At 65.9% G+C, this 16,446-nt stretch carries 17 protein-coding genes and 1 pseudogene; 5 read left to right on the top strand and 13 right to left on the bottom strand.

Annotated elements, in window-relative coordinates; all coding sequences use genetic code 11:
* Window positions 1-50 precede the first annotated feature (50 nt).
* From ACLV74_RS01300 to flgL, 5 genes and pseudogenes are all read left to right on the top strand, one after another.
* A complete protein-coding gene (locus ACLV74_RS01300) occupies window positions 51-1,760 on the top strand; it encodes a methyl-accepting chemotaxis protein (RefSeq protein ID WP_411877550.1) in 1,710 nt (569 codons plus the stop codon).
* Between the two features lie 161 nt (window positions 1,761-1,921).
* Window positions 1,922-3,637, top strand: a complete 1,716-nt coding sequence (locus ACLV74_RS01295; protein WP_411877549.1) for a methyl-accepting chemotaxis protein — start codon at window positions 1,922-1,924, stop codon at window positions 3,635-3,637.
* A 133-nt stretch (window positions 3,638-3,770) separates the two neighbouring features.
* A pseudogene (locus tag ACLV74_RS01290) lies at window positions 3,771-4,115 on the top strand (methyl-accepting chemotaxis protein); the annotation flags it as partial.
* 320 nt (window positions 4,116-4,435) lie between these two features.
* Window positions 4,436-6,418: a flagellar hook-associated protein FlgK gene (gene flgK / locus ACLV74_RS01285; RefSeq protein ID WP_411877548.1), complete on the top strand. Its 1,983-nt coding sequence runs from the start codon at window positions 4,436-4,438 to the stop codon at window positions 6,416-6,418.
* Window positions 6,419-6,481: 63 nt separating this feature from the next.
* Window positions 6,482-7,699, top strand: a complete 1,218-nt coding sequence (gene flgL, locus ACLV74_RS01280; RefSeq protein ID WP_411877547.1) for a flagellar hook-associated protein FlgL — start codon at window positions 6,482-6,484, stop codon at window positions 7,697-7,699.
* A 23-nt stretch (window positions 7,700-7,722) separates the two neighbouring features.
* Here the strand turns inward: flgL and ACLV74_RS01275 are convergent, their stop codons facing one another.
* The 13 genes from ACLV74_RS01275 to fliJ form a co-directional block, all read right to left on the bottom strand.
* On the bottom strand, window positions 7,723-7,998 hold the full coding sequence (locus tag ACLV74_RS01275) for a hypothetical protein (protein ID WP_411877546.1): 276 nt from the start codon (window positions 7,996-7,998) through the stop codon (window positions 7,723-7,725).
* A 16-nt stretch (window positions 7,999-8,014) separates the two neighbouring features.
* Window positions 8,015-8,530, bottom strand: coding sequence for a hypothetical protein (locus tag ACLV74_RS01270; protein WP_411877545.1), 516 nt, complete (start codon window positions 8,528-8,530; stop codon window positions 8,015-8,017).
* 29 nt (window positions 8,531-8,559) lie between these two features.
* Window positions 8,560-9,090, bottom strand: a complete 531-nt coding sequence (locus ACLV74_RS01265; RefSeq protein WP_411877544.1) for a hypothetical protein — start codon at window positions 9,088-9,090, stop codon at window positions 8,560-8,562.
* Complete coding sequence (locus tag ACLV74_RS01260; protein ID WP_411877543.1) at window positions 9,090-9,713, bottom strand: hypothetical protein; 624 nt, start codon at window positions 9,711-9,713, stop codon at window positions 9,090-9,092. The genes ACLV74_RS01265 and ACLV74_RS01260 overlap by 1 nt, the downstream gene beginning before the upstream one ends.
* Window positions 9,714-9,968: 255 nt before the next feature.
* The gene (gene fliR / locus ACLV74_RS01255; protein WP_411877542.1) at window positions 9,969-10,763 is read right to left on the bottom strand and encodes a flagellar biosynthetic protein FliR; all 795 of its coding nucleotides are present in this window, start codon (window positions 10,761-10,763) and stop codon (window positions 9,969-9,971) included.
* A 22-nt stretch (window positions 10,764-10,785) separates the two neighbouring features.
* Window positions 10,786-11,055: a flagellar biosynthesis protein FliQ gene (fliQ, locus tag ACLV74_RS01250; RefSeq protein WP_411877541.1), complete on the bottom strand. Its 270-nt coding sequence runs from the start codon at window positions 11,053-11,055 to the stop codon at window positions 10,786-10,788.
* An 18-nt stretch (window positions 11,056-11,073) separates the two neighbouring features.
* On the bottom strand, window positions 11,074-11,778 hold the full coding sequence (gene fliP / locus ACLV74_RS01245) for a flagellar type III secretion system pore protein FliP (protein ID WP_411877577.1): 705 nt from the start codon (window positions 11,776-11,778) through the stop codon (window positions 11,074-11,076).
* Between the two features lie 74 nt (window positions 11,779-11,852).
* On the bottom strand, window positions 11,853-12,350 hold the full coding sequence (gene fliO / locus ACLV74_RS01240; RefSeq protein ID WP_411877540.1) for a flagellar biosynthetic protein FliO: 498 nt from the start codon (window positions 12,348-12,350) through the stop codon (window positions 11,853-11,855).
* Window positions 12,347-12,823, bottom strand: coding sequence for a flagellar motor switch protein FliN (gene fliN / locus ACLV74_RS01235; RefSeq protein ID WP_411877539.1), 477 nt, complete (start codon window positions 12,821-12,823; stop codon window positions 12,347-12,349). Before fliN ends, fliO begins: the two co-directional genes overlap by 4 nt.
* Window positions 12,816-13,820: a flagellar motor switch protein FliM gene (gene fliM, locus ACLV74_RS01230; RefSeq protein ID WP_411877538.1), complete on the bottom strand. Its 1,005-nt coding sequence runs from the start codon at window positions 13,818-13,820 to the stop codon at window positions 12,816-12,818. Before fliM ends, fliN begins: the two co-directional genes overlap by 8 nt.
* A 30-nt stretch (window positions 13,821-13,850) precedes the next feature.
* Window positions 13,851-14,327 carry a flagellar basal body-associated protein FliL gene (gene fliL, locus ACLV74_RS01225; protein ID WP_411877537.1) on the bottom strand — a complete coding sequence of 159 codons (477 nt, stop codon included), beginning with the start codon at window positions 14,325-14,327 and terminating at the stop codon, window positions 13,851-13,853.
* Between the two features lie 124 nt (window positions 14,328-14,451).
* The gene (locus tag ACLV74_RS01220; RefSeq protein ID WP_411877536.1) at window positions 14,452-15,882 is read right to left on the bottom strand and encodes a flagellar hook-length control protein FliK; all 1,431 of its coding nucleotides are present in this window, start codon (window positions 15,880-15,882) and stop codon (window positions 14,452-14,454) included.
* Window positions 15,883-15,943: 61 nt separating this feature from the next.
* Complete coding sequence (fliJ, locus tag ACLV74_RS01215) at window positions 15,944-16,402, bottom strand: flagellar export protein FliJ (protein ID WP_411877535.1); 459 nt, start codon at window positions 16,400-16,402, stop codon at window positions 15,944-15,946.
* Window positions 16,403-16,446: the final 44 nt, after the last annotated feature.

The raw sequence follows: 16,446 nt of genomic DNA, 5'->3' as shown, positions 1-16,446 counted from the left end.
ATGAAGCCGGCGATGACAACCCACTACCTTCCCCTTTCACAAAGAGTGCCATGAACATCCGTAACTTGAAAATAGGCACCCGACTGGGCCTGGGCTTCGCGCTGGTGCTGGTGTTCCTGACCGCGATTGCGGCGCTGGGCATCTGGCGGCTGCAGGGCGTGGGGCACGCCACCAGCGACATGGCCGGCCAGGCCCTGGTCAAGGAGAGGCTGGCGTCCGAGTGGATGGTGTTGACCAGCACCAACAGCGTGCGCACCTTCGCGCTGGTCAAAAGCACCGACCCTCAGGACCAGCAGTACTTCCAGAAGGCCATTGCCAAAACCAGCCTGGCGATCACCGAAATCTCGGGAAAGCTGCTGGCCATGCTGGACACGCCGGAAGAAAAGAAGCTGTACGAAGACAGCATGGCCAAGCGCGCGGCCTACATCGGCATCCGAACGGCGGCGGTCAAGCTCAAAACCCAGGGTGAGGCCGCGCAGGCGGTGGAACTGGTGGACAGCAAGCTTGTGCCCGCGCTGGAGACCTATGACGCCAGCATCCGCGCGATGCTGAATTTCCAGAAAAACCATATCGATGAAACCGTGAGCGCCATCGACGTGCTCTACCGCTCCAGCCGCATGAGCCTGGGCGCGATGGCCCTGGCGGCGCTGGCGCTGGGCGCCCTGCTGTCATGGTGGCTCACGCTGGGCATCACCCGCCCGCTGAGCCGCGCCCTGCGCGTGGCCGAGACCGTGGCCGCCGGCGACCTGACCAGCCGCATCGACGTCACGAGCAAGGACGAGACCGGCCAGCTGATGCAGGCCTTGAAGGACATGAACGACAACCTGGTGGGCATCGTCGGCGACGTGCGCAGCGGCACCGACACTATCGCGACGGCCTCCAGCCAGATCGCCGCCGGCAACCACGACCTGTCGTCGCGCACGGAAGAGCAGGCGAGCGCGCTGCAGGAGACGGCCGCCTCGATGGAGCAGATCACCTCCACCGTCAAACAGAATGCCGACAACGCGAAGCAGGCGAACCAGCTGGCGGTGTCGGCCTCCAGCATTGCGGTCAAGGGCGGCAGTGTGGTGGCCGACGTGGTCGGCACCATGGGGGCCATCAACGCGTCTTCCAAAAAGATCGTCGACATCATCAGCGTGATTGACGGCATTGCCTTCCAGACCAATATCCTGGCGCTCAACGCCGCTGTCGAAGCGGCAAGAGCCGGTGAACAAGGCCGTGGTTTTGCCGTGGTGGCCGCCGAAGTGCGCAACCTTGCGCAACGCAGCGCCGCGGCCGCGAAAGAAATCAAGACACTGATAGGCGACTCGGTCGAGAAGGTCGAGGAAGGCAGCAAGCAGGTCGCCGAGGCGGGCCGCACCATGGACGAGATCGTCGACAGCGTCAAGCGCGTGACCGACATCATGGCCGAGATCACGGCCGCCAGCCAGGAGCAGACACAGGGCATCGAGCAGGTCAACCAGGCGATCACGCAGATGGACCAGGTCACGCAGCAAAATGCCGCGCTGGTGGAGGAAGCCGCCGCCGCCGCATCGTCCATGCAGGAGCAGGCCGGCAATCTCTCGCAGGTGGTCAGCGTGTTCAAGCTGGACGGCGGGCATGACCGCGACATCCAGTACGTGCAGCCCGTCCGCGCAAGCCGGCCCGCCGCAGCGCCCAGGCAGCCGCCCCAGGCCCGGCCGGCCATCGCGCCGCCCCGGCGCAAGCCGGCGGCGGCCGGCGATCTGGCCGTGGCGGGCGAGGGCTGGGAGACTTTCTAGCCGGGCGCATACACCAGGCGCCGGCATGTTCCGGCCCTGAGCCCCTTCACCCTCCAGCCAGATTGCCGGCGCCTGCGGGCGCCGGGAAACCGTTCAGTTTTTTTGTTTGTCATCTGTTGAGTTCAACGTTCGCATTCGCGGCCTTCAAAAAGGAAAAAAATATGCAGTGGTTTCATCAACTTCGCGTCATGACCAAGCTGGTCGGAAGTTTTCTTGTCGTCGCGGCCGTAGGTGCCGTCATAGGCGGCCTGGGCATCTTCCACATGGGCCGCATCAGTGCCGCCACGGAAAATCTCTACAGCCAGGAGGTGGTCGCGCTCAAGGCCGTGCAGGAAGCCAATATCCACCTGCTCTACGCCAGCCGGGCCCAGATGACGCTGCTGTCGGCTTCCTCCATCGGCGAGCGCAATACCGGGAAAAAAGACATCGCGGCGGCTTTGCAAGGCGTTGAACAGCGCATGGCCGAGGTCAAGCCGCTGCTGGAAGACGAAGCCGCCGGCGCGGCGCTGTACCAGCAGTTCGCCGCCAGGATGCCGCAGCTCAAGCAGCGGATGAACGATTTTGTGGCGTTGCTGATGAAGCAGTCGCTGGACTCCTCGCAGTACGACGGCAAGGTCTTCGACGACAGCGCCACCCTGGTGAAGGATTCGCGCGTGGTCGAGGAGATCCTGCAGAAAATGGTGGCCTACAGCGACGAGCAGGCCAGGGCCAGCATGGAAAACGTGGGCGGAACCTACAAGGCCTCGCGCCTGATGATGCTGCTGCTGGTGCTGGGCGGCATCGCCGCCAGCATAGGCCTGGGTGTCATGATGGCGCGCATGCTGGGCATGCAGATTGGCGGGGAGCCGGCCTACGCCGCCGGCATCGTCGACCGCGTGGCCGCCGGCGACCTGACGGTCCAGGTGGACCTGCGCAAGGGCGACAGCCGCAGCCTCCTGTATGCCATCCACAAGATGCAGCAGGAACTGTCCCGGGTCATCAGCCAGATCCGCCAGGCCAGCGGCACCATCGCCACGGCCAGCAGCGAGATCGCGGCCGGCAACCACGACCTGTCCTCGCGCACCGAAGAGCAGGCGAGTTCGCTTGAAGAGACCGCCGCCTCGATGGAAGAACTGACATCAACGGTCAAACAGAATGCCGACAACGCACGGCAAGCCAACCAGCTGGCGGTGTCCGCCTCGGGCGTGGCCGTCAAGGGCGGCAGTGTGGTGGCCGAAGTGGTGGGAACCATGGGCGCCATCAATGCTTCCTCGCGCAAGATCGTCGACATCATTGGTGTGATTGACGGCATTGCCTTCCAGACCAATATCCTGGCTTTGAATGCCGCTGTTGAAGCTGCAAGAGCGGGCGAGCAAGGCCGTGGCTTTGCCGTGGTTGCGGCGGAAGTTCGCAACCTGGCCCAGCGCAGCGCCGCCGCCGCGAAAGAAATCAAGACACTGATAGGCGACTCGGTCGACAAGGTCGAAGAGGGCAGCAAGCAGGTCGCCGAAGCCGGCCGCACCATGGACGAGATCGTCGACAGCGTCAAGCGCGTGACCGACATCATGGCCGAGATCACCGCCGCCAGCCAGGAACAGACGGCCGGCATCGAGCAGGTCAACCAGGCGATCACGCAGATGGACCAGGTCACGCAGCAAAATGCCGCGTTGGTGGAAGAAGCAGCAGCCGCCGCGTCTTCGCTGCAGGAGCAGGCCGGCGAACTGTCGCAGGTCGTCAGTGTGTTCCAGCTGGAAGGCGGCCACGAGCAGCCCGCGCCGCAGCGCCCCAAGCCCGCCGCGCGCCCGGCCGCCACGCCCAAGCAACCGCCCCAGGCGCGCCAGGCCATCGCGGCGCCGCGCGAGCTGGCCGCAGCCGGCGGCAACTGGGAAACCTTTTAAAGAAGACCGAAAAAAGCCTGTAACAGATGGAGATTTGACTCAAGTTTCCGCCGCGACAGACCGATAAACAAGAAGCAAGGCGTGCCCCGGGTAACCCTTGCAGGCCATCACCATTGATTTCCAAGGAGTGCGTATGCACGCGACAACACGCTACCCCGTACCGAATGCCGCAGAGATGGCGCTTGCCTCCACATTGGGCCATGCCGGCCAGGCCGCGAAGTCCGCGGCCCAGCCTTGCGGCCATGCCCACGCCGGCCATTCCGTTCCTTCCCACAAGATCGTCGGCATCATCGGCGTGATCGACGAGATCGCGCTGCAGACGAGTTGTGTCGCGCAGAGCGCGGCCGCTGAAGCGGCCCGTGCCGGTGAGCAGGGCCGCGGCTTTGCCCTGGTGGCCGCCGAGGTGAAAAACCTGGCCCATCGCAGCGCGGCGGCGGTCAAGGAAATCAAGGGAATGATCGGCGACTCCGTCTACAAGGCCGGCATGGCCGACGAAGACCGGCAGCGTGAATTTGAAGAGCGGGCCAAGAGATGGCAGAAGTCTTTGGCCGCCTGATGCCGCGCCGCTCAAAAAACCCTCCTGGCGTTGTTGCGGCCGCCTTGCCGTGCTGGAGCACTGTCTGCGGCGTCGCGCCTAGCCAGGACCGCTTCGCTGGGTTTTGTGAACGGCGTTAAAAAAATGCAAGGGGCCTGGTTTTTCCTCAAGTTCTTCCAGGCCCCGGCCGTTATTTATGTATCTATCCCGTGAGCGTCCCCAGCACTCCCAGGCGCGCCTCGCCGCCGTGAAAGACCCGATTTATGTCCAATAGCATGTTTTACACAGGCCTGAGCGGCCTGAACGCCGCCCAGGCCGCGCTGGTGACCACCGGCCACAACACCGCCAACGTCAACACCGCCGGCTACAGCCGCCAGTCCGCGCAGATCGCCAGCGCCGGCGGCACCTACCACGCCAGCGTCGGTTTCTTCGGCAGCGGCGCCAAGGTGGTGGACGTCAGCCGCAGCTACGACACCTACCTGGCCTCGCAGCTCAACCAGGCGCAGTCGCTGAACCAGTCGCTGACGACTTACTACACGCAGATCAGCCAGATCGACAACCTGCTGGCCAACCAGAAAGCCGGCCTGGCGCCGCAGCTGCAGTCGCTGTTCACCAACATCCAGGCGGTCGCCAACACGCCGGCCGACCCTGCCGCGCGCCAGCAGCTGATCAGCTCCGCGCAGGCCACCGCCAACCAGTTCCGTTCCATGGACCAGTACCTGAGCGGCCTGAACGGCACCACCAACGACCAGATCTCCGGCAACGTCGAGCAGATCAACACCTATGCCGAGCAGATCGCCAGCCTGAACAAACAGGTGGCCATGCTCAGCAATGCGGGCGGCCAGGCCCCCAACGACCTGCTGGACCAGCGCGACCAGCTGGTCAACCAGCTGGGCCTGCTGGTGGGCACCAAACTCGTGGTGCAGGACGGCGGCCAGTACAACATTTCCATCGGCAACGGCCAGTCCCTGGTGCTGGGCGACCACGCCACCAAGCTCGCGGCCGTGCCTTCCGCAGCCGACCCGAGCCGCATGGCCGTCGCGGTGGTGAACGCCGCCGGCATGGCCGTGCAGATGCCGGACAGCATGCTCACCGGCGGCACCCTGGGCGGCCTGATGCAGTTCCGCAACGAGTCGCTGATCCCCGCGCAAAACTCCCTGGGCCGCATTGCGATTGCCCTGTCGGACGCCTTCAACGCCCAGCAAAACCTCGGCATAGACCTGAACGGCGTGCTGGGCACGGACTTCTTTTCACAGGCCAGCCCGGCCCTGCTGACGAACAGCCGCAACACCGGCAACCTGGTGATGACGCCCTCGTTTTCCGACACCAGCCAGCTGACCACCAGCGACTACCGCCTGGATGTGGGCACCGGCCCCAGCTACACCCTGACGCGCCTGTCGGACAACCAGGTCATTCCCATGACCGCGGGGTTTCCGGGCGCCGCGCCCGCCGACACCACCACCTTCGACGGCGTCACCCTGACCCTGGCCAGCGGCGCCGGCGCCCCTGGCGACTCCTTCCTGATCCAGCCCACCCGCACCGGCGCGCGCGACCTCTCGGTGCTGGTCAGCGACCCCGCCAAGATCGCGGCGGCTTCGCCCATCGTCACCGGCAACACGGCCGCCAACCAGGGCAGCGGCAAGATCAGCGCCGGCAAGGTCGACGCCGCCTACCTGGGCGCGCCACTGGCCGCCAAGGTGACGCTGAGCTATGACGGCACCACCAATCAGATTTCCGGTTTCCCGGCCGGCGCGGCCGTCACGGTGACACTGGCCAACGGCACGCCGGACCCGGCCAGCCCCTATGCGCCCGGCTCCGCCGTCAACTACTCGCCCGGTGCGACCATGACCTTCAACGGCATCAGCGTCAGCATCAGCGGCACGCCCCGCAACGGCGACACCTTCACCGTCGACAAGAACAGCGGCGGCGTCTCCGACGGCAGCAATGCCCTGCTGCTGGGCGCGCTGCAGAACAAGAAGACCATGAGCAACGGCACCGCCAGCTTCAACGATTCCTATGCCCAGCTGGTCAGCAGCGTCGGCAACAAGGCCCGCCAGATCCAGATCGCCGGCACCGCGCAGACCAGCCTGGCCGTGCAGATACGCGGCGCCCAGCAGTCGGTGTCGGGCGTCAACCAGGACGAGGAAACCGCCAACCTGCTGATGTTCCAGCAGATGTACCAGGCCAATGCCAAGGTGATACAGACCGCGTCCACGATGTTCGACGCCGTGCTGGGTATCAACTAAGCGCTTGTCCTTACACGCAAGCACAAACACAAGCACCCGGCACAGCGCCACCAGGAGTCCATGATGCGTATCAGCACCCAGTCTTTTTACGAACAAAGCCAGGCCGCCATGGGCTCGCAGCAAAGCAGCCTGCTGCGCGTGCAGCAGCAAATCGGCGCCTCGAGCAAAATCCTCGCGCCCTCGGACGACCCGCTGGGCGCCACGCGCGCGCTGGCCGTGTCGCAGTCGATCGCACTCAATACGCAGTACGCCACCAGCCGCGGCCAGGCCAACCAGATGCTCTCGATGGAAGAAAACACGCTGCAAAGCGTGACCACCGTGATGCAGACCGTCAAGGGCCTGCTGGTCGAGGCCGGCAACGGCACCATGACCGACGCCGACCGCGCCACCCTCGCCACCGCATTGCAAAGCAGTTTCGACCAGCTGCAGGGCCTGGCCAACACCGACGACGGCAACGGCCAGTTCCTGTTCGCCGGCTTCAAGAGCGGCAGCCCGCCCTTCGTCACGCAGGCCAACGGCAGCATCCTCTACGCCGGCGACCAGGGCCAGCGCCTGATGCAGGTCGACGTGTCGCGCCAGATGGCCGGCAGCGACGACGGCCGCAGCATCTTCCAGAGCGTGCAGGGCGGCGCGGGTTACGTCAGCGTGGCGCAGGCCGGCAACACCGGCAGCGGCGTGTTCGGCGCGACCTCGGTGGTCGACATCAGCGATGCCAACTACGGCAAGGATTTTGTCATCACCTTCACCACGCCCACGACCTACCAGGTCGACACCAACACCATCCCCCCGGTGTCCATCGTGCCTTCGACCACCTTCACCGCCGGCAGCCCCATCCAGTTCGGCGGCATGCAGCTGAGCATCAGCGGCGCCCCCGCGGCCGGCGACAGCTTTAACGTCTCCGACGCCAAAAACGCCGGCACCGACGTCTTCGCCACCATCACCGACGCGATCACCGCGCTGCGCGCCCCGGTGAACGGCGCCGGCGCCAACGCCCAGGCCAAACTGCTGAACGCCCTGAGCACCGCCAACCGCAAGATCACCAACGCGCACGACAACGTGCTCACCGTGCGCGCCTCCGTCGGCACGCGGCTGCAGGAACTCGACGCACTGGGCAGCACCGGCGACAGCCGCGCCCTGTACGACAAGAGCTACCTCTCGGACCTGCAGGACCTGGACTACGCCAGCGCCATCTCCGAGTTCTACCAGCGCCAGACGGCGCTGCAGGCCAGCCAGCAGACCTTTGTGAAGATCCAGCAGATTGCGTTGTTTAACTATCTGTGAGCTGGGTGGCGAAGCGTCTGTCGTCAGTCTTCGTCAGGACTTCTTTGGGAAAACCGGCTTTTCAGGGGCCAGTAAGCCACGGCTGAAAACAGCGGGACGCCCACCCAGGCGGTGATCATGAGCAGGCCGGCTGCCGCAGCTCCGCCAAAACCCGCATCGTCAACCTCGCCGGGGAAGAAATGAAGAAAAGCCGCCACCAGGCCAACGCCGGCAAGCGCTGTTAAAGCCGTCCCTGTCGAGATGGCGGCGAGCAGGTGCAGGAGACGTCGCCGGGCTGTGTTCAGGACGGTTTTGTTCATGGCGAGTCCCTTCATGTTATTTCGAAATGGCATGAATGGCCGAGCGGCCCAAGCTCAGTAACAGGACGCAGAAAACTGCAACCGCCACGCCGCCGACACCAAGCTGGATCCAGAATGCATGGGTCAGGCTGCAACTGTCAAGCTGGTAGGCCTTCGCAAGTGCGGAACCGACGGCGCTGGCCTTGCAGAACTCTTCTTGCGGGTTATGAACCAGCGCCGCAGTCGCGGCCAGCAAAGAAACCACCTGAGACAGCCCAATAACCAGCATCTCAGCCAGCAATGGCTTTCTTTGGGCGACCAGGGCGATGCCCAGGTAGACCGTCATGCCCGTCGTCATGGTTAGAAAGGCCGCGACCATCATTTCCTGTGACGTGCCGAAATCAGAAAAGCGTGTCAAGGCTGCCGCAAGGTCCAGCCGAAAGAGCAGGCACAGAGATGTGACCGTCACGATGCCCGGTGTCAGCAGCAAGGCCAGGCCCATCATGCAAAAGCGCTTGGGTGACTGGTGGCGGCTATATAGGGGTGTTTGCATGGCAGCTCGATTCTTCCATGTCCATGGCCTCATGACGCGGATAGCCCGCAATTTGAGTTGCCTTCCAGTGGCAGGGGCCGGCTTGGGCGTAGCAGGAGACCTTGTACTGTGCCTGCAGTTAGGTAGCGCAGGCCTGCAGTGATGCGATGCCGCCGGCCGCCGGCAACAGGAGGAGCGCGCGACGCCAGATCACCGTAACGAGATGGATGCTCATGGTTTTCCCGTGCAGGGCCTTGGAGCCGGCATCTTGTCGCACTGGCCGGGCACCAGACGCAGCCAGCATCGGCATCCAGCGCCAGGCAGTCGTCCTGCGGCACCAGGATGCCGACGTGCAGGTCGTGCCGCTTGATGGGGCCTGGCTTTCCCAGCAACGGAGGGCTGTGCTCTTCGTCGCAGAGCACGGTCTTTTCGAGCCGGTAGCCTGGAGGCGCGGCGCTTGTGGATACCGCGGCGGGTTTGTTGTCTGGTAGCACGGTCTGCTCGTCCGCCAGCGCCGGCAGCTTCGTACAAACCAGCGCCATGGCGGCTACCGCAGGTACCAAGGTCTTGCGCCGCTTCATCACACCCGCTCCCCGTGGATGCGCATCGGCGCCAGCGGCGGACAGCCGGCCAGCGTCGGATCCAGCACAGTGACCAGCGTGCTGGCGGGTGTGAAGCCCGGGTACTTCGCGGTCACGTCGCGCAGGACGCGGCCCAGGGCTTCGTCTGCGTTGTTGCTGGGCAGCCAGCCGTTGACGAGCAGGGTGTCGAGGTCAGCCTGGTTTTTGCTGAACACCACGGAGACGGCGTACAGCGTTCTGGCGGGTTTCCTGGGCACGGCCTGGCGGCTCAGGGCGCAGGTGTCGGGCGGGAAGGCGATGTCGGTTGCTGTGGTTTGAGAGACGGCGTAGCCGGGGTATTTCTCCAGCACCAGGCGAGTGAACAGGCCGGTGGCCTCGTCGATGCCGGCGGCCGATTGCACGGAGTGGACCAGCCTGAAGGTGAAGTCCTGCACGCCTTCGCGCAGGACGGCGGAGACCAGATAGGGGGTTTTGCTTGTTGGCCTGGTGACGGGCTTCCTTTTGTCGGGCTCACCGGCCCAGCTGGCGTGACTATGAACAAGGCCTGTGACCAGGCAGCTCGCGCGCGCCAGCCAGGCCCGCCGGGTGCTTGTGCTGTGCTGCGCGCTTGTGCTTTCTTTCATGGCGTTCTGCTCCTCGAAAAAATCCCGCCTGCGTGCCCGCCGGGTAAAGCGCATGGCGATCGCGCTGGGTGGGGATGGGGTTGTAATGCCAGTGGCTGCCTGCCGCGTCTGGCTGGGCTGTTCCGGCGACGCTGAACGGTATGCGAGCGTGCGGCGCGGAGCCGGGCGGATTGTCCGCACACGGTCTTTTTTTGTTGGATTTATCGAAACCGGCTTGAGAAAGCCGGGTCTGTGTCCGTGGACACTGCCTGCTGCTTACTGCCGCAAACCCTGCAGGAAGCCCAGCGTGGACCCAAAGCCCGAGGCGAAGCGCGGCTCGAGAAAAGGCCCCAGGTATTGCATCAGCAGCTGCAGCATGGCGACGCCGGCCAGCAGTGTGATGGGGAAGCCGACGGCAAAGATGCTGAACTGGGGCGACACGCGGTTCAGGATGCCCATGGCGAGGTTGAGGGTCAGCAGGGTGGCGATCAGGGGCAGGGCCAGCATCAGGCCGCCGGCGAAGATCTCGCCGCCGGCGTTGGCCAGCAGGAACCAGCCGCCGGCGGCCAGCGGCGCGTCGGCGATCGGCAAGGCCTGGAAGCTTTCGGCCAGGACCATGACCAGCATCAGGTGGCCGTCGACGGCCAGGAAGATCAGCATGGCCATGACGTTGAGCAGGCGGGCAATGACCATGGTGTTGCCGCCGCTGGTGGGGTCGAAGAAGGAGGCGAAGGACAAACCCATCTGCAGGCCGGCGTATTCACCGGCGGCCTGCACGGCGGCGAAGACCATGCGCATGGAAAAGCCCATGGCCGCGCCTATGAGGATTTGCTGGACCAGTATCCAGAAGCCGGCGGCGGACACCAGGGGGACGGCGGGCGGCGCGCCCAGCGTGGGCGCGATCACCAGGGTCAGCAGCATGGCCAGGCCCACCTTGGTGCGGCGCGGCACGGCATGCTCGCTGAAGATGGGCGCGGTGCTGATGAGGGCCAGCATGCGCACAAAAGGCCACAGAAAGGCCACCATCCAGAGGTTGAGCTGGTCGGAGGTGACCGAAAAAACCGGGGGCATGAGCTGCCTGTGTCAGGCTGTGTCAGCCGACGATTTGCGGGATGGAGGAAAACAGGTTGCGCATGTAGTCCAGCACGGTGTTGAGCATCCACGGCCCGGCGATCACCAGGGTGGCGAAGACGGCCAGCAGCTTGGGGATGAAGGACAGCGTCATTTCATTGATCTGCGTGGCGGCCTGGAACAGGCTGATGAGCAGGCCGGTGACCAGGGCCACCAGCAGCAGCGGGGCGCCCAGCAGCAGGGAGAGCTTCATGGCCTCATAGCCCATGGCCATGACGGATTCGGGGGTCATATGGTGTTTTTCGCGCCGCTAGAGGTAAAAGCTCTGCGCCAGCGCGCCTATCAGCAGCTGCCAGCCGTCGACGAGCACAAAGAGCATGAGCTTGAAGGGCAGCGAGATGGTGGCCGGGGGCACCATCATCATGCCCATGGACATCAGTACGCTGGCCACCACCAGGTCGACGATGAGGAAGGGGATGAAGATGGTGAAGCCGATCTGGAAGGCGGTCTTGAGTTCGCTGATCACAAAGGAGGGCAGCAGGATGCGCAGGGTGACCTGCTCGGGGCCGTCGAGTTTTTCGATGTTGGCGAGCCTGGCGAAGAGCGCGAGGTCGGCTTCGCGGGTCTGCTTGAGCATGAACTGCTTGAAGGGCTCGACGCCGCGCTCCAGGGCCTGTTCGGCGCTGATCTTGTTTTCAGAGAACGGTTTGTAGGCAGTGGCGTGCACCTTGTCGAAGACCGGCGACATGACGAAGAAGGTCAAAAACAGCGAGAGGCCGACCAGCACCTGGTTGGGCGGTGACGACTGGGTGCCTATGGCGGTGCGCAGCAGGCCCAGCACGATGAGGATGCGGGTGAAGCTGGTCATGGACAGCAGCAGCGCCGGCAAAAAGGACAGCGAGGTCAGCAGCACCAGCGTCTGCACGCTGAGCGACCAGGTCTGGCTGCCGCCCGGGCCTTTGCTGCTGGTGATGCCGGGCAGGCCCTGGGCCGAGGCGGCCTCGGGCAGCAGCATCAGCACGGCCGCGATGAACGCGGGCAGCACCAGCAGTGCCACGCTGGCGCGCAGGCCGGGGAGCTTGTTTTTCATCAGTCGCGCTTCTTGAGCTTGTTCAGGGATTCGAGCAGCTTGTTCGAGAAAGCGCTGCCGGGGCCGGTGAAGCGCTGGGGCGCGGGCGCCGCGTCGCCATCGGGAAGGTTGCCGGGCATGTGTTGCGCCGCCATGGTGTGCAATGGGCGGACCTGGCCGGCGGCCACGCCCAGCACCAGCCACTGGCCGCCGATTTCGACGACCACCACGCGCTCGCGCTGGCCGACCATGGCGCTGGACACCACCTTGAGCAGGCGGCCGCTGCCGGTCTGCTGCAGGCCGAAGCGCCGCGCCACCCAGGCGCAGCCGAAGATCATCGCGACGACAAAAGCCAGGCCCAGGCCGGCCTGCAGCAGGCCCGCCGCGCCGAAGGAGGAGCGCACGGGTTCGGCCGCCGCCGTGTGAACGGTGGGCAGCACCGCACCAGCGGACAGGCAGACGCCGGCCAGCAGCAGGGCGCTGAACCCGCGAACCAGGGCACGCAAAGAAGGGCTCATCGGTTCAATTTCTGCATGCGCTCGGACGGCGTGATGATGTCCGTCAGGCGTATGCCGAACTTGTCGTTGACGACGACCACTTCGCCCTGCGCGATCAGGTAGCCGTTGATGAAGACGTCCATGGGCTGGCCGGCCAGGCCGTCGAGTTCGACGACCGAACCCTGGGACAGCTGCAGCAGGCTTTTGATGGTGATGCGCGTGCGGCCGAGCTCGGTGGTGAGCTGTACCGGAACGTCGAGCACGCGGTCGATGTCGCCGCGGGCGATCTCGAAGCCGGCGCTGCCCTGCAGCGGCTGGAACACGCGCTCGCCGGCCGCGGTGGACGGCGCAGCAGGCGCGGCGGCCGCCGGTGGAGGAGGCGCGGGCGCGGGCGCGGCGGCGGGCGCGGCGGACTGCGCCTGCTCGGCGAGCGCACTGCCCCAATCGTCGACGTCGACTTCGGCCGCCGGCTGGTCTTTGTTGTCTTCACTCATGGTCTTTTCCCTTGATGGAGTCGCCGTCCTGGTGGTGGATCATTTTTTCCACGCGCAGGGCGTAGTGGTTGTTGGAGGTGCCGTAGCCGCATTCCATGACGGGCACGCCGTTGACCTTGCCGATGATGCTTTCCGGGATCTCCACGGGCAGCACGTCGCCGGCCTGCAGCCGCAGCAGCTGGCCTATGCTCGACTGCAGGGTCAGGAAGTGGGCGCGCAGCTCGACTTCGGCGCTTTGCACCTGCTGCGACAGCTGCTTGACCCAGCGCTTGTCGACCTCGATCTCGTCCTGCAGCGGATTCGACAGCAGGCTGCGGATGGGCTCGATCATGGAATAGGGGATGCAGACGTTGAGCGCCCCGCCTATGGGGCCGAACTCGATCTGGAAGGTGGTGTTGATCACCACCTCGTTGGGCGCGACGATGTTGGCCAGCTTGGCGTGCATCTCGGAGCGCACGTATTCGAATTCAACCGGGTAGACCGGCTGCCAGGCGCTGCCGTAGCTGTCCAGCGTCAGGCTCAGCAGGCGCTTGATGATGCGCTGCTCGGTCTGCGTGAAGTCGCGCCCCTCGATGCGCACGTGGTAGCGGCCGTCGCTGCCGAACAGGTTGTCGACGACGAGGAACACCAGCTTGGGGTCGAACACGAACAGCGCCGTGCCGCGCAGCGGCTTCATGTGCATCAGGTTGATGTTGGCCGGCACCGGCAGGTGGCGTATGAAGTCGCCGTATTTCTGGATCTGCACCGCGCCGACGGAGATGTCGGCGCTGCGGCGCATGAAGGTCAGCAGGGCGCCGCGCAGGTGGCGCGCGAAACGCTCGTTGATGACCTCGAGCGTGTGCATGCGGCCGCGCACGATGCGCTCGTCCGTGCCGAGGTTGTAGGTGGGCGGTCCCTGGGTGACGGGCGCCGCCGCGCTTTCCGCGCCGGCGTCACCGGTGACGCCTTGCAGCAGTGCGTCTACCTCGTCCTGCGAGAGCTGCTGTTCATAGGCCATGGGCGAATTTCATTGGGCGGCTTGAGGGGTTTACTGCAGCATGAACGTGGTGAACATCACGCTGGAGATCTTGAGCGAGGGCAGGTTGGCCACGAAGGGCTGGTTCAGCGTCTCCATGATTTCGGCTGCCAGCTTGGTTTTCTCTTCGGGCGTGATCAGCGCGTCGGATGCGCGGTTGGACAGCACCGCGAGGAGCCGGCTGCGCACTTCCGGCAGGTATTGGGTGACCAGGGCCTGGGCCTTGGCATCGGGGACCTTCAGCGTGACGGCGGCATGCAGGAAGCGGCTGCGCCCGCCGGGCTGCAGGTTCACGGTCATGGGCTCCAGCGCCACGAAGAAGGGCTCGGCGGGCAGCACGGCGGCGGGCGCGGCCGGCGCGCGGTGGGCCAGGAAGTAGTAGGCGGCCCCACCGGCCAGGGCCAGGAGGACCACCAGGGCAATCACCAGGATGATGAGCTTGGGCTTGCGCGAGGCGGGTGGGGTCGCTGGGAGTGTGCTGGTAGCCATGGCTTTGTGGGTTGGATTTGTAAATGAATTGTTGGCGAAAAGAACTGCCGGCCATCGCCTGATCAACAGGGGGAAAGCGCTTCAACTTCGGCATTTGCCGCTGAGCGCCGGCCCCGGCTGTTCGTCAGGCGTAGGTGTCCACCCCGGCGCTGCTGCCGCGGCGCGGCGCAGGCGCCGCAGCCGTCGGGGCCAGGGGGCTGGCATCGGCAGGCAGGTAAGCCTGCTGGCCGCGCTGGCCGGGCTGGCCGTTCTGGTTCTGCGCAAAGGCGGGCTGCTGCTGGCTGCCGGAGTTGACCGAGGTGTTGCCCAGGCTGATGCCGCTGTCGGCCAGCGTGTTGCGCAGCTGCGGCAGGGCCGCTTCCACGGCGGCGCGCACGGAGGAATGCGCGGACACAAAGAGGGCTTGCACCTGGTTGTCGTTCATGCTCAGCGTGACTTTGAGCGGGCCCAGCCCCGGGGGGTTGAGCTGCAGCTCTGCCACCTGTTCGCCGGCCTTGCCCATGTGCACCATGTGCTGGCCCAGCGCCTTGCCCCATTCGCCGCTGCCGACTTCGGGTGTGAGCGCTGCCTGACCTGGCGCGGCCGGTGCAGCGGGGCTGGAGGCCGCGGCATTGGCATGCGCGGGAGCGGCCACTGTGCCGATGGAAAGGGAAGGGCCTGCGGCTGTCGCTTCGGCGCCGGAGCGCTGGCCGGCGGCGGCCGGGGCCGCGTCCACGGCGCTGCTGGCGCCGGCGGCGGCCCTGTCGCCGGCCTTGTCGGCCGCGTCATTGGCCGCCGCAGCGAAGGCGGAGGTTTTGGCCGTGCCTGGCTTGTGGTCTACGCGCGTGTCGGTGCCCGTCAGGTCGCGTGCTTCGCCGCCGGGCTGCCCGTCGCGGCCTGTGAATTGTTTCGCCTGGCTGCCGTCGGGTGCGCCGGCCGGTGCCGCCACCTTGCCGGCCACGAGGGCGATGGCTGGGTCCTCGCCTGTAGAGGTGGAGGCGGGCGCGGCCGCTGCCGCTGCAATTGCACGGTCTTTGCCGGGTGTGACGGGCAGGCCAGCTGCAAGCAGGGCTTGCGGCGCCTGCGCCTGGGCATCCGCGGCAAAGCCCGCATCGTTCGCGGCTGCGGCGGTTGCTGCGGCCGGCGCGTCCGCGTCCGCCGGCAGATCCGCCGAGGGTGCCGCGGCGGCCGCCGAAGCGGCTGAGGCGGCTGAAGCCACTGAAACGGCGCCGCCGCCTGGCGCGCTTGCGGCTGCGGTGCCCGCGGCGACTGCGGTTTTGGCGATGCGGGTCTCCAGCGGGATGAAGAGCAGTGCGGCGGTGTTGACGGCTTCGGGCGCGTCGGTTTTCTTTTCGTCCGCAGCGCGCTTGACGGGAACGGATGCGGCCGGCTTGCCGGCGGGTTTTGCCGGGGCTTCGCCGGAAGCGGCCAGCGAGCGCGACAGCACGTCGCCGAAACTGGGCGCGTCGCCCTGGCCGGCGTCATCGCCGCGGCTGGAGGATGCGGAAGAGGCGGAGGACGCGTTGCCGGTTTGCGCCGGGGCGGGGGCGGAGAGGGACGGGGGTAGAAGTGACATGGCGTTTTCTTGTGGTTCAGGACGGCACACCGTCCAGGGTGGGCCGTGAGTTATGCAGGCCTCAATAGTTGCCCGAGGTGCTGGCGCGCATGTAAAACTGGCGCGAACTGCGTTCGTCGTTGTCGCGTTGCTCGCGCTTTTGCAGCACCAGCATTTCCTGCTGGCGCGCGCGGCCGGCCAGGGTGTCGAAGGAGTTCAGGCGGCGCTGGCTGCTTTGCCAGTCGCCGCGGCCGGTGGCCAGCCGCGTGTCGGCCTGCAGCGTCACGGCGCGCTGCTGCTCGATGGCGGCGTCCAGGGTGGCGATGAAATTGCGGAAGTTGCGCAGCTGCGCCGAGGGAACGCCCGCGCCCATCTGCACCTGCAGCTGGTCCAGGTATTCCTGGCGGTACTGCTGCAGCATTTCCAGTTTTTCCGCCGCGCTGGTGTGCGCGGTCTGCAGCTGGCCGAGCCGGCGCGTGGCCTCGTCGGTCTTGTTTTGCGCCAGTTCGATCAGCGTGGCGAGCGGAAGCTTGTTGTGCATGACGGGGTTCCTGGGGGTTGGGATGGCGGTTGAAAAACGGGGGC

Source organism: Polaromonas sp. YR568 (assembly GCF_943369415.1).
Lineage (GTDB): Bacteria > Pseudomonadota > Gammaproteobacteria > Burkholderiales > Burkholderiaceae_C > Polaromonas.
Note: the sequence above shows the minus strand (reverse complement) of the source record. Positions and strands in the feature narration are given on the sequence as shown.

Bases quoted from the DNA above. Each gene is read 5' to 3' on its own strand.
- fliR (WP_411877542.1), bottom strand. From the start codon at position 10,763: ATGCCCCCGGTTTTTTCGGTCACCTCCGACCAGCTCAACCTCTGGATG.
- ACLV74_RS01300 (WP_411877550.1), top strand. From the start codon at position 51: ATGAACATCCGTAACTTGAAAATAGGCACCCGACTGGGCCTGGGCTTC.
- ACLV74_RS01295 (WP_411877549.1), top strand. From the start codon at position 1,922: ATGCAGTGGTTTCATCAACTTCGCGTCATGACCAAGCTGGTCGGAAGT.
- ACLV74_RS01270 (WP_411877545.1), bottom strand. From the start codon at position 8,530: ATGCAAACACCCCTATATAGCCGCCACCAGTCACCCAAGCGCTTTTGC.
- fliQ (WP_411877541.1), bottom strand. From the start codon at position 11,055: ATGACCCCCGAATCCGTCATGGCCATGGGCTATGAGGCCATGAAGCTC.
- ACLV74_RS01265 (WP_411877544.1), bottom strand. From the start codon at position 9,090: ATGAAGCGGCGCAAGACCTTGGTACCTGCGGTAGCCGCCATGGCGCTG.
- fliP (WP_411877577.1), bottom strand. From the start codon at position 11,778: ATGCTGCTGCCCGAGGCCGCCTCGGCCCAGGGCCTGCCCGGCATCACC.
- ACLV74_RS01275 (WP_411877546.1), bottom strand. From the start codon at position 7,998: ATGAACAAAACCGTCCTGAACACAGCCCGGCGACGTCTCCTGCACCTG.
- ACLV74_RS01260 (WP_411877543.1), bottom strand. From the start codon at position 9,713: ATGAAAGAAAGCACAAGCGCGCAGCACAGCACAAGCACCCGGCGGGCC.
- fliO (WP_411877540.1), bottom strand. From the start codon at position 12,350: ATGAGCCCTTCTTTGCGTGCCCTGGTTCGCGGGTTCAGCGCCCTGCTG.
- fliM (WP_411877538.1), bottom strand. From the start codon at position 13,820: ATGGCCTATGAACAGCAGCTCTCGCAGGACGAGGTAGACGCACTGCTG.
- flgK (WP_411877548.1), top strand. From the start codon at position 4,436: ATGTCCAATAGCATGTTTTACACAGGCCTGAGCGGCCTGAACGCCGCC.
- ACLV74_RS01220 (WP_411877536.1), bottom strand. From the start codon at position 15,882: ATGTCACTTCTACCCCCGTCCCTCTCCGCCCCCGCCCCGGCGCAAACC.
- fliN (WP_411877539.1), bottom strand. From the start codon at position 12,823: ATGAGTGAAGACAACAAAGACCAGCCGGCGGCCGAAGTCGACGTCGAC.
- flgL (WP_411877547.1), top strand. From the start codon at position 6,482: ATGCGTATCAGCACCCAGTCTTTTTACGAACAAAGCCAGGCCGCCATG.
- fliJ (WP_411877535.1), bottom strand. From the start codon at position 16,402: ATGCACAACAAGCTTCCGCTCGCCACGCTGATCGAACTGGCGCAAAAC.
- fliL (WP_411877537.1), bottom strand. From the start codon at position 14,327: ATGGCTACCAGCACACTCCCAGCGACCCCACCCGCCTCGCGCAAGCCC.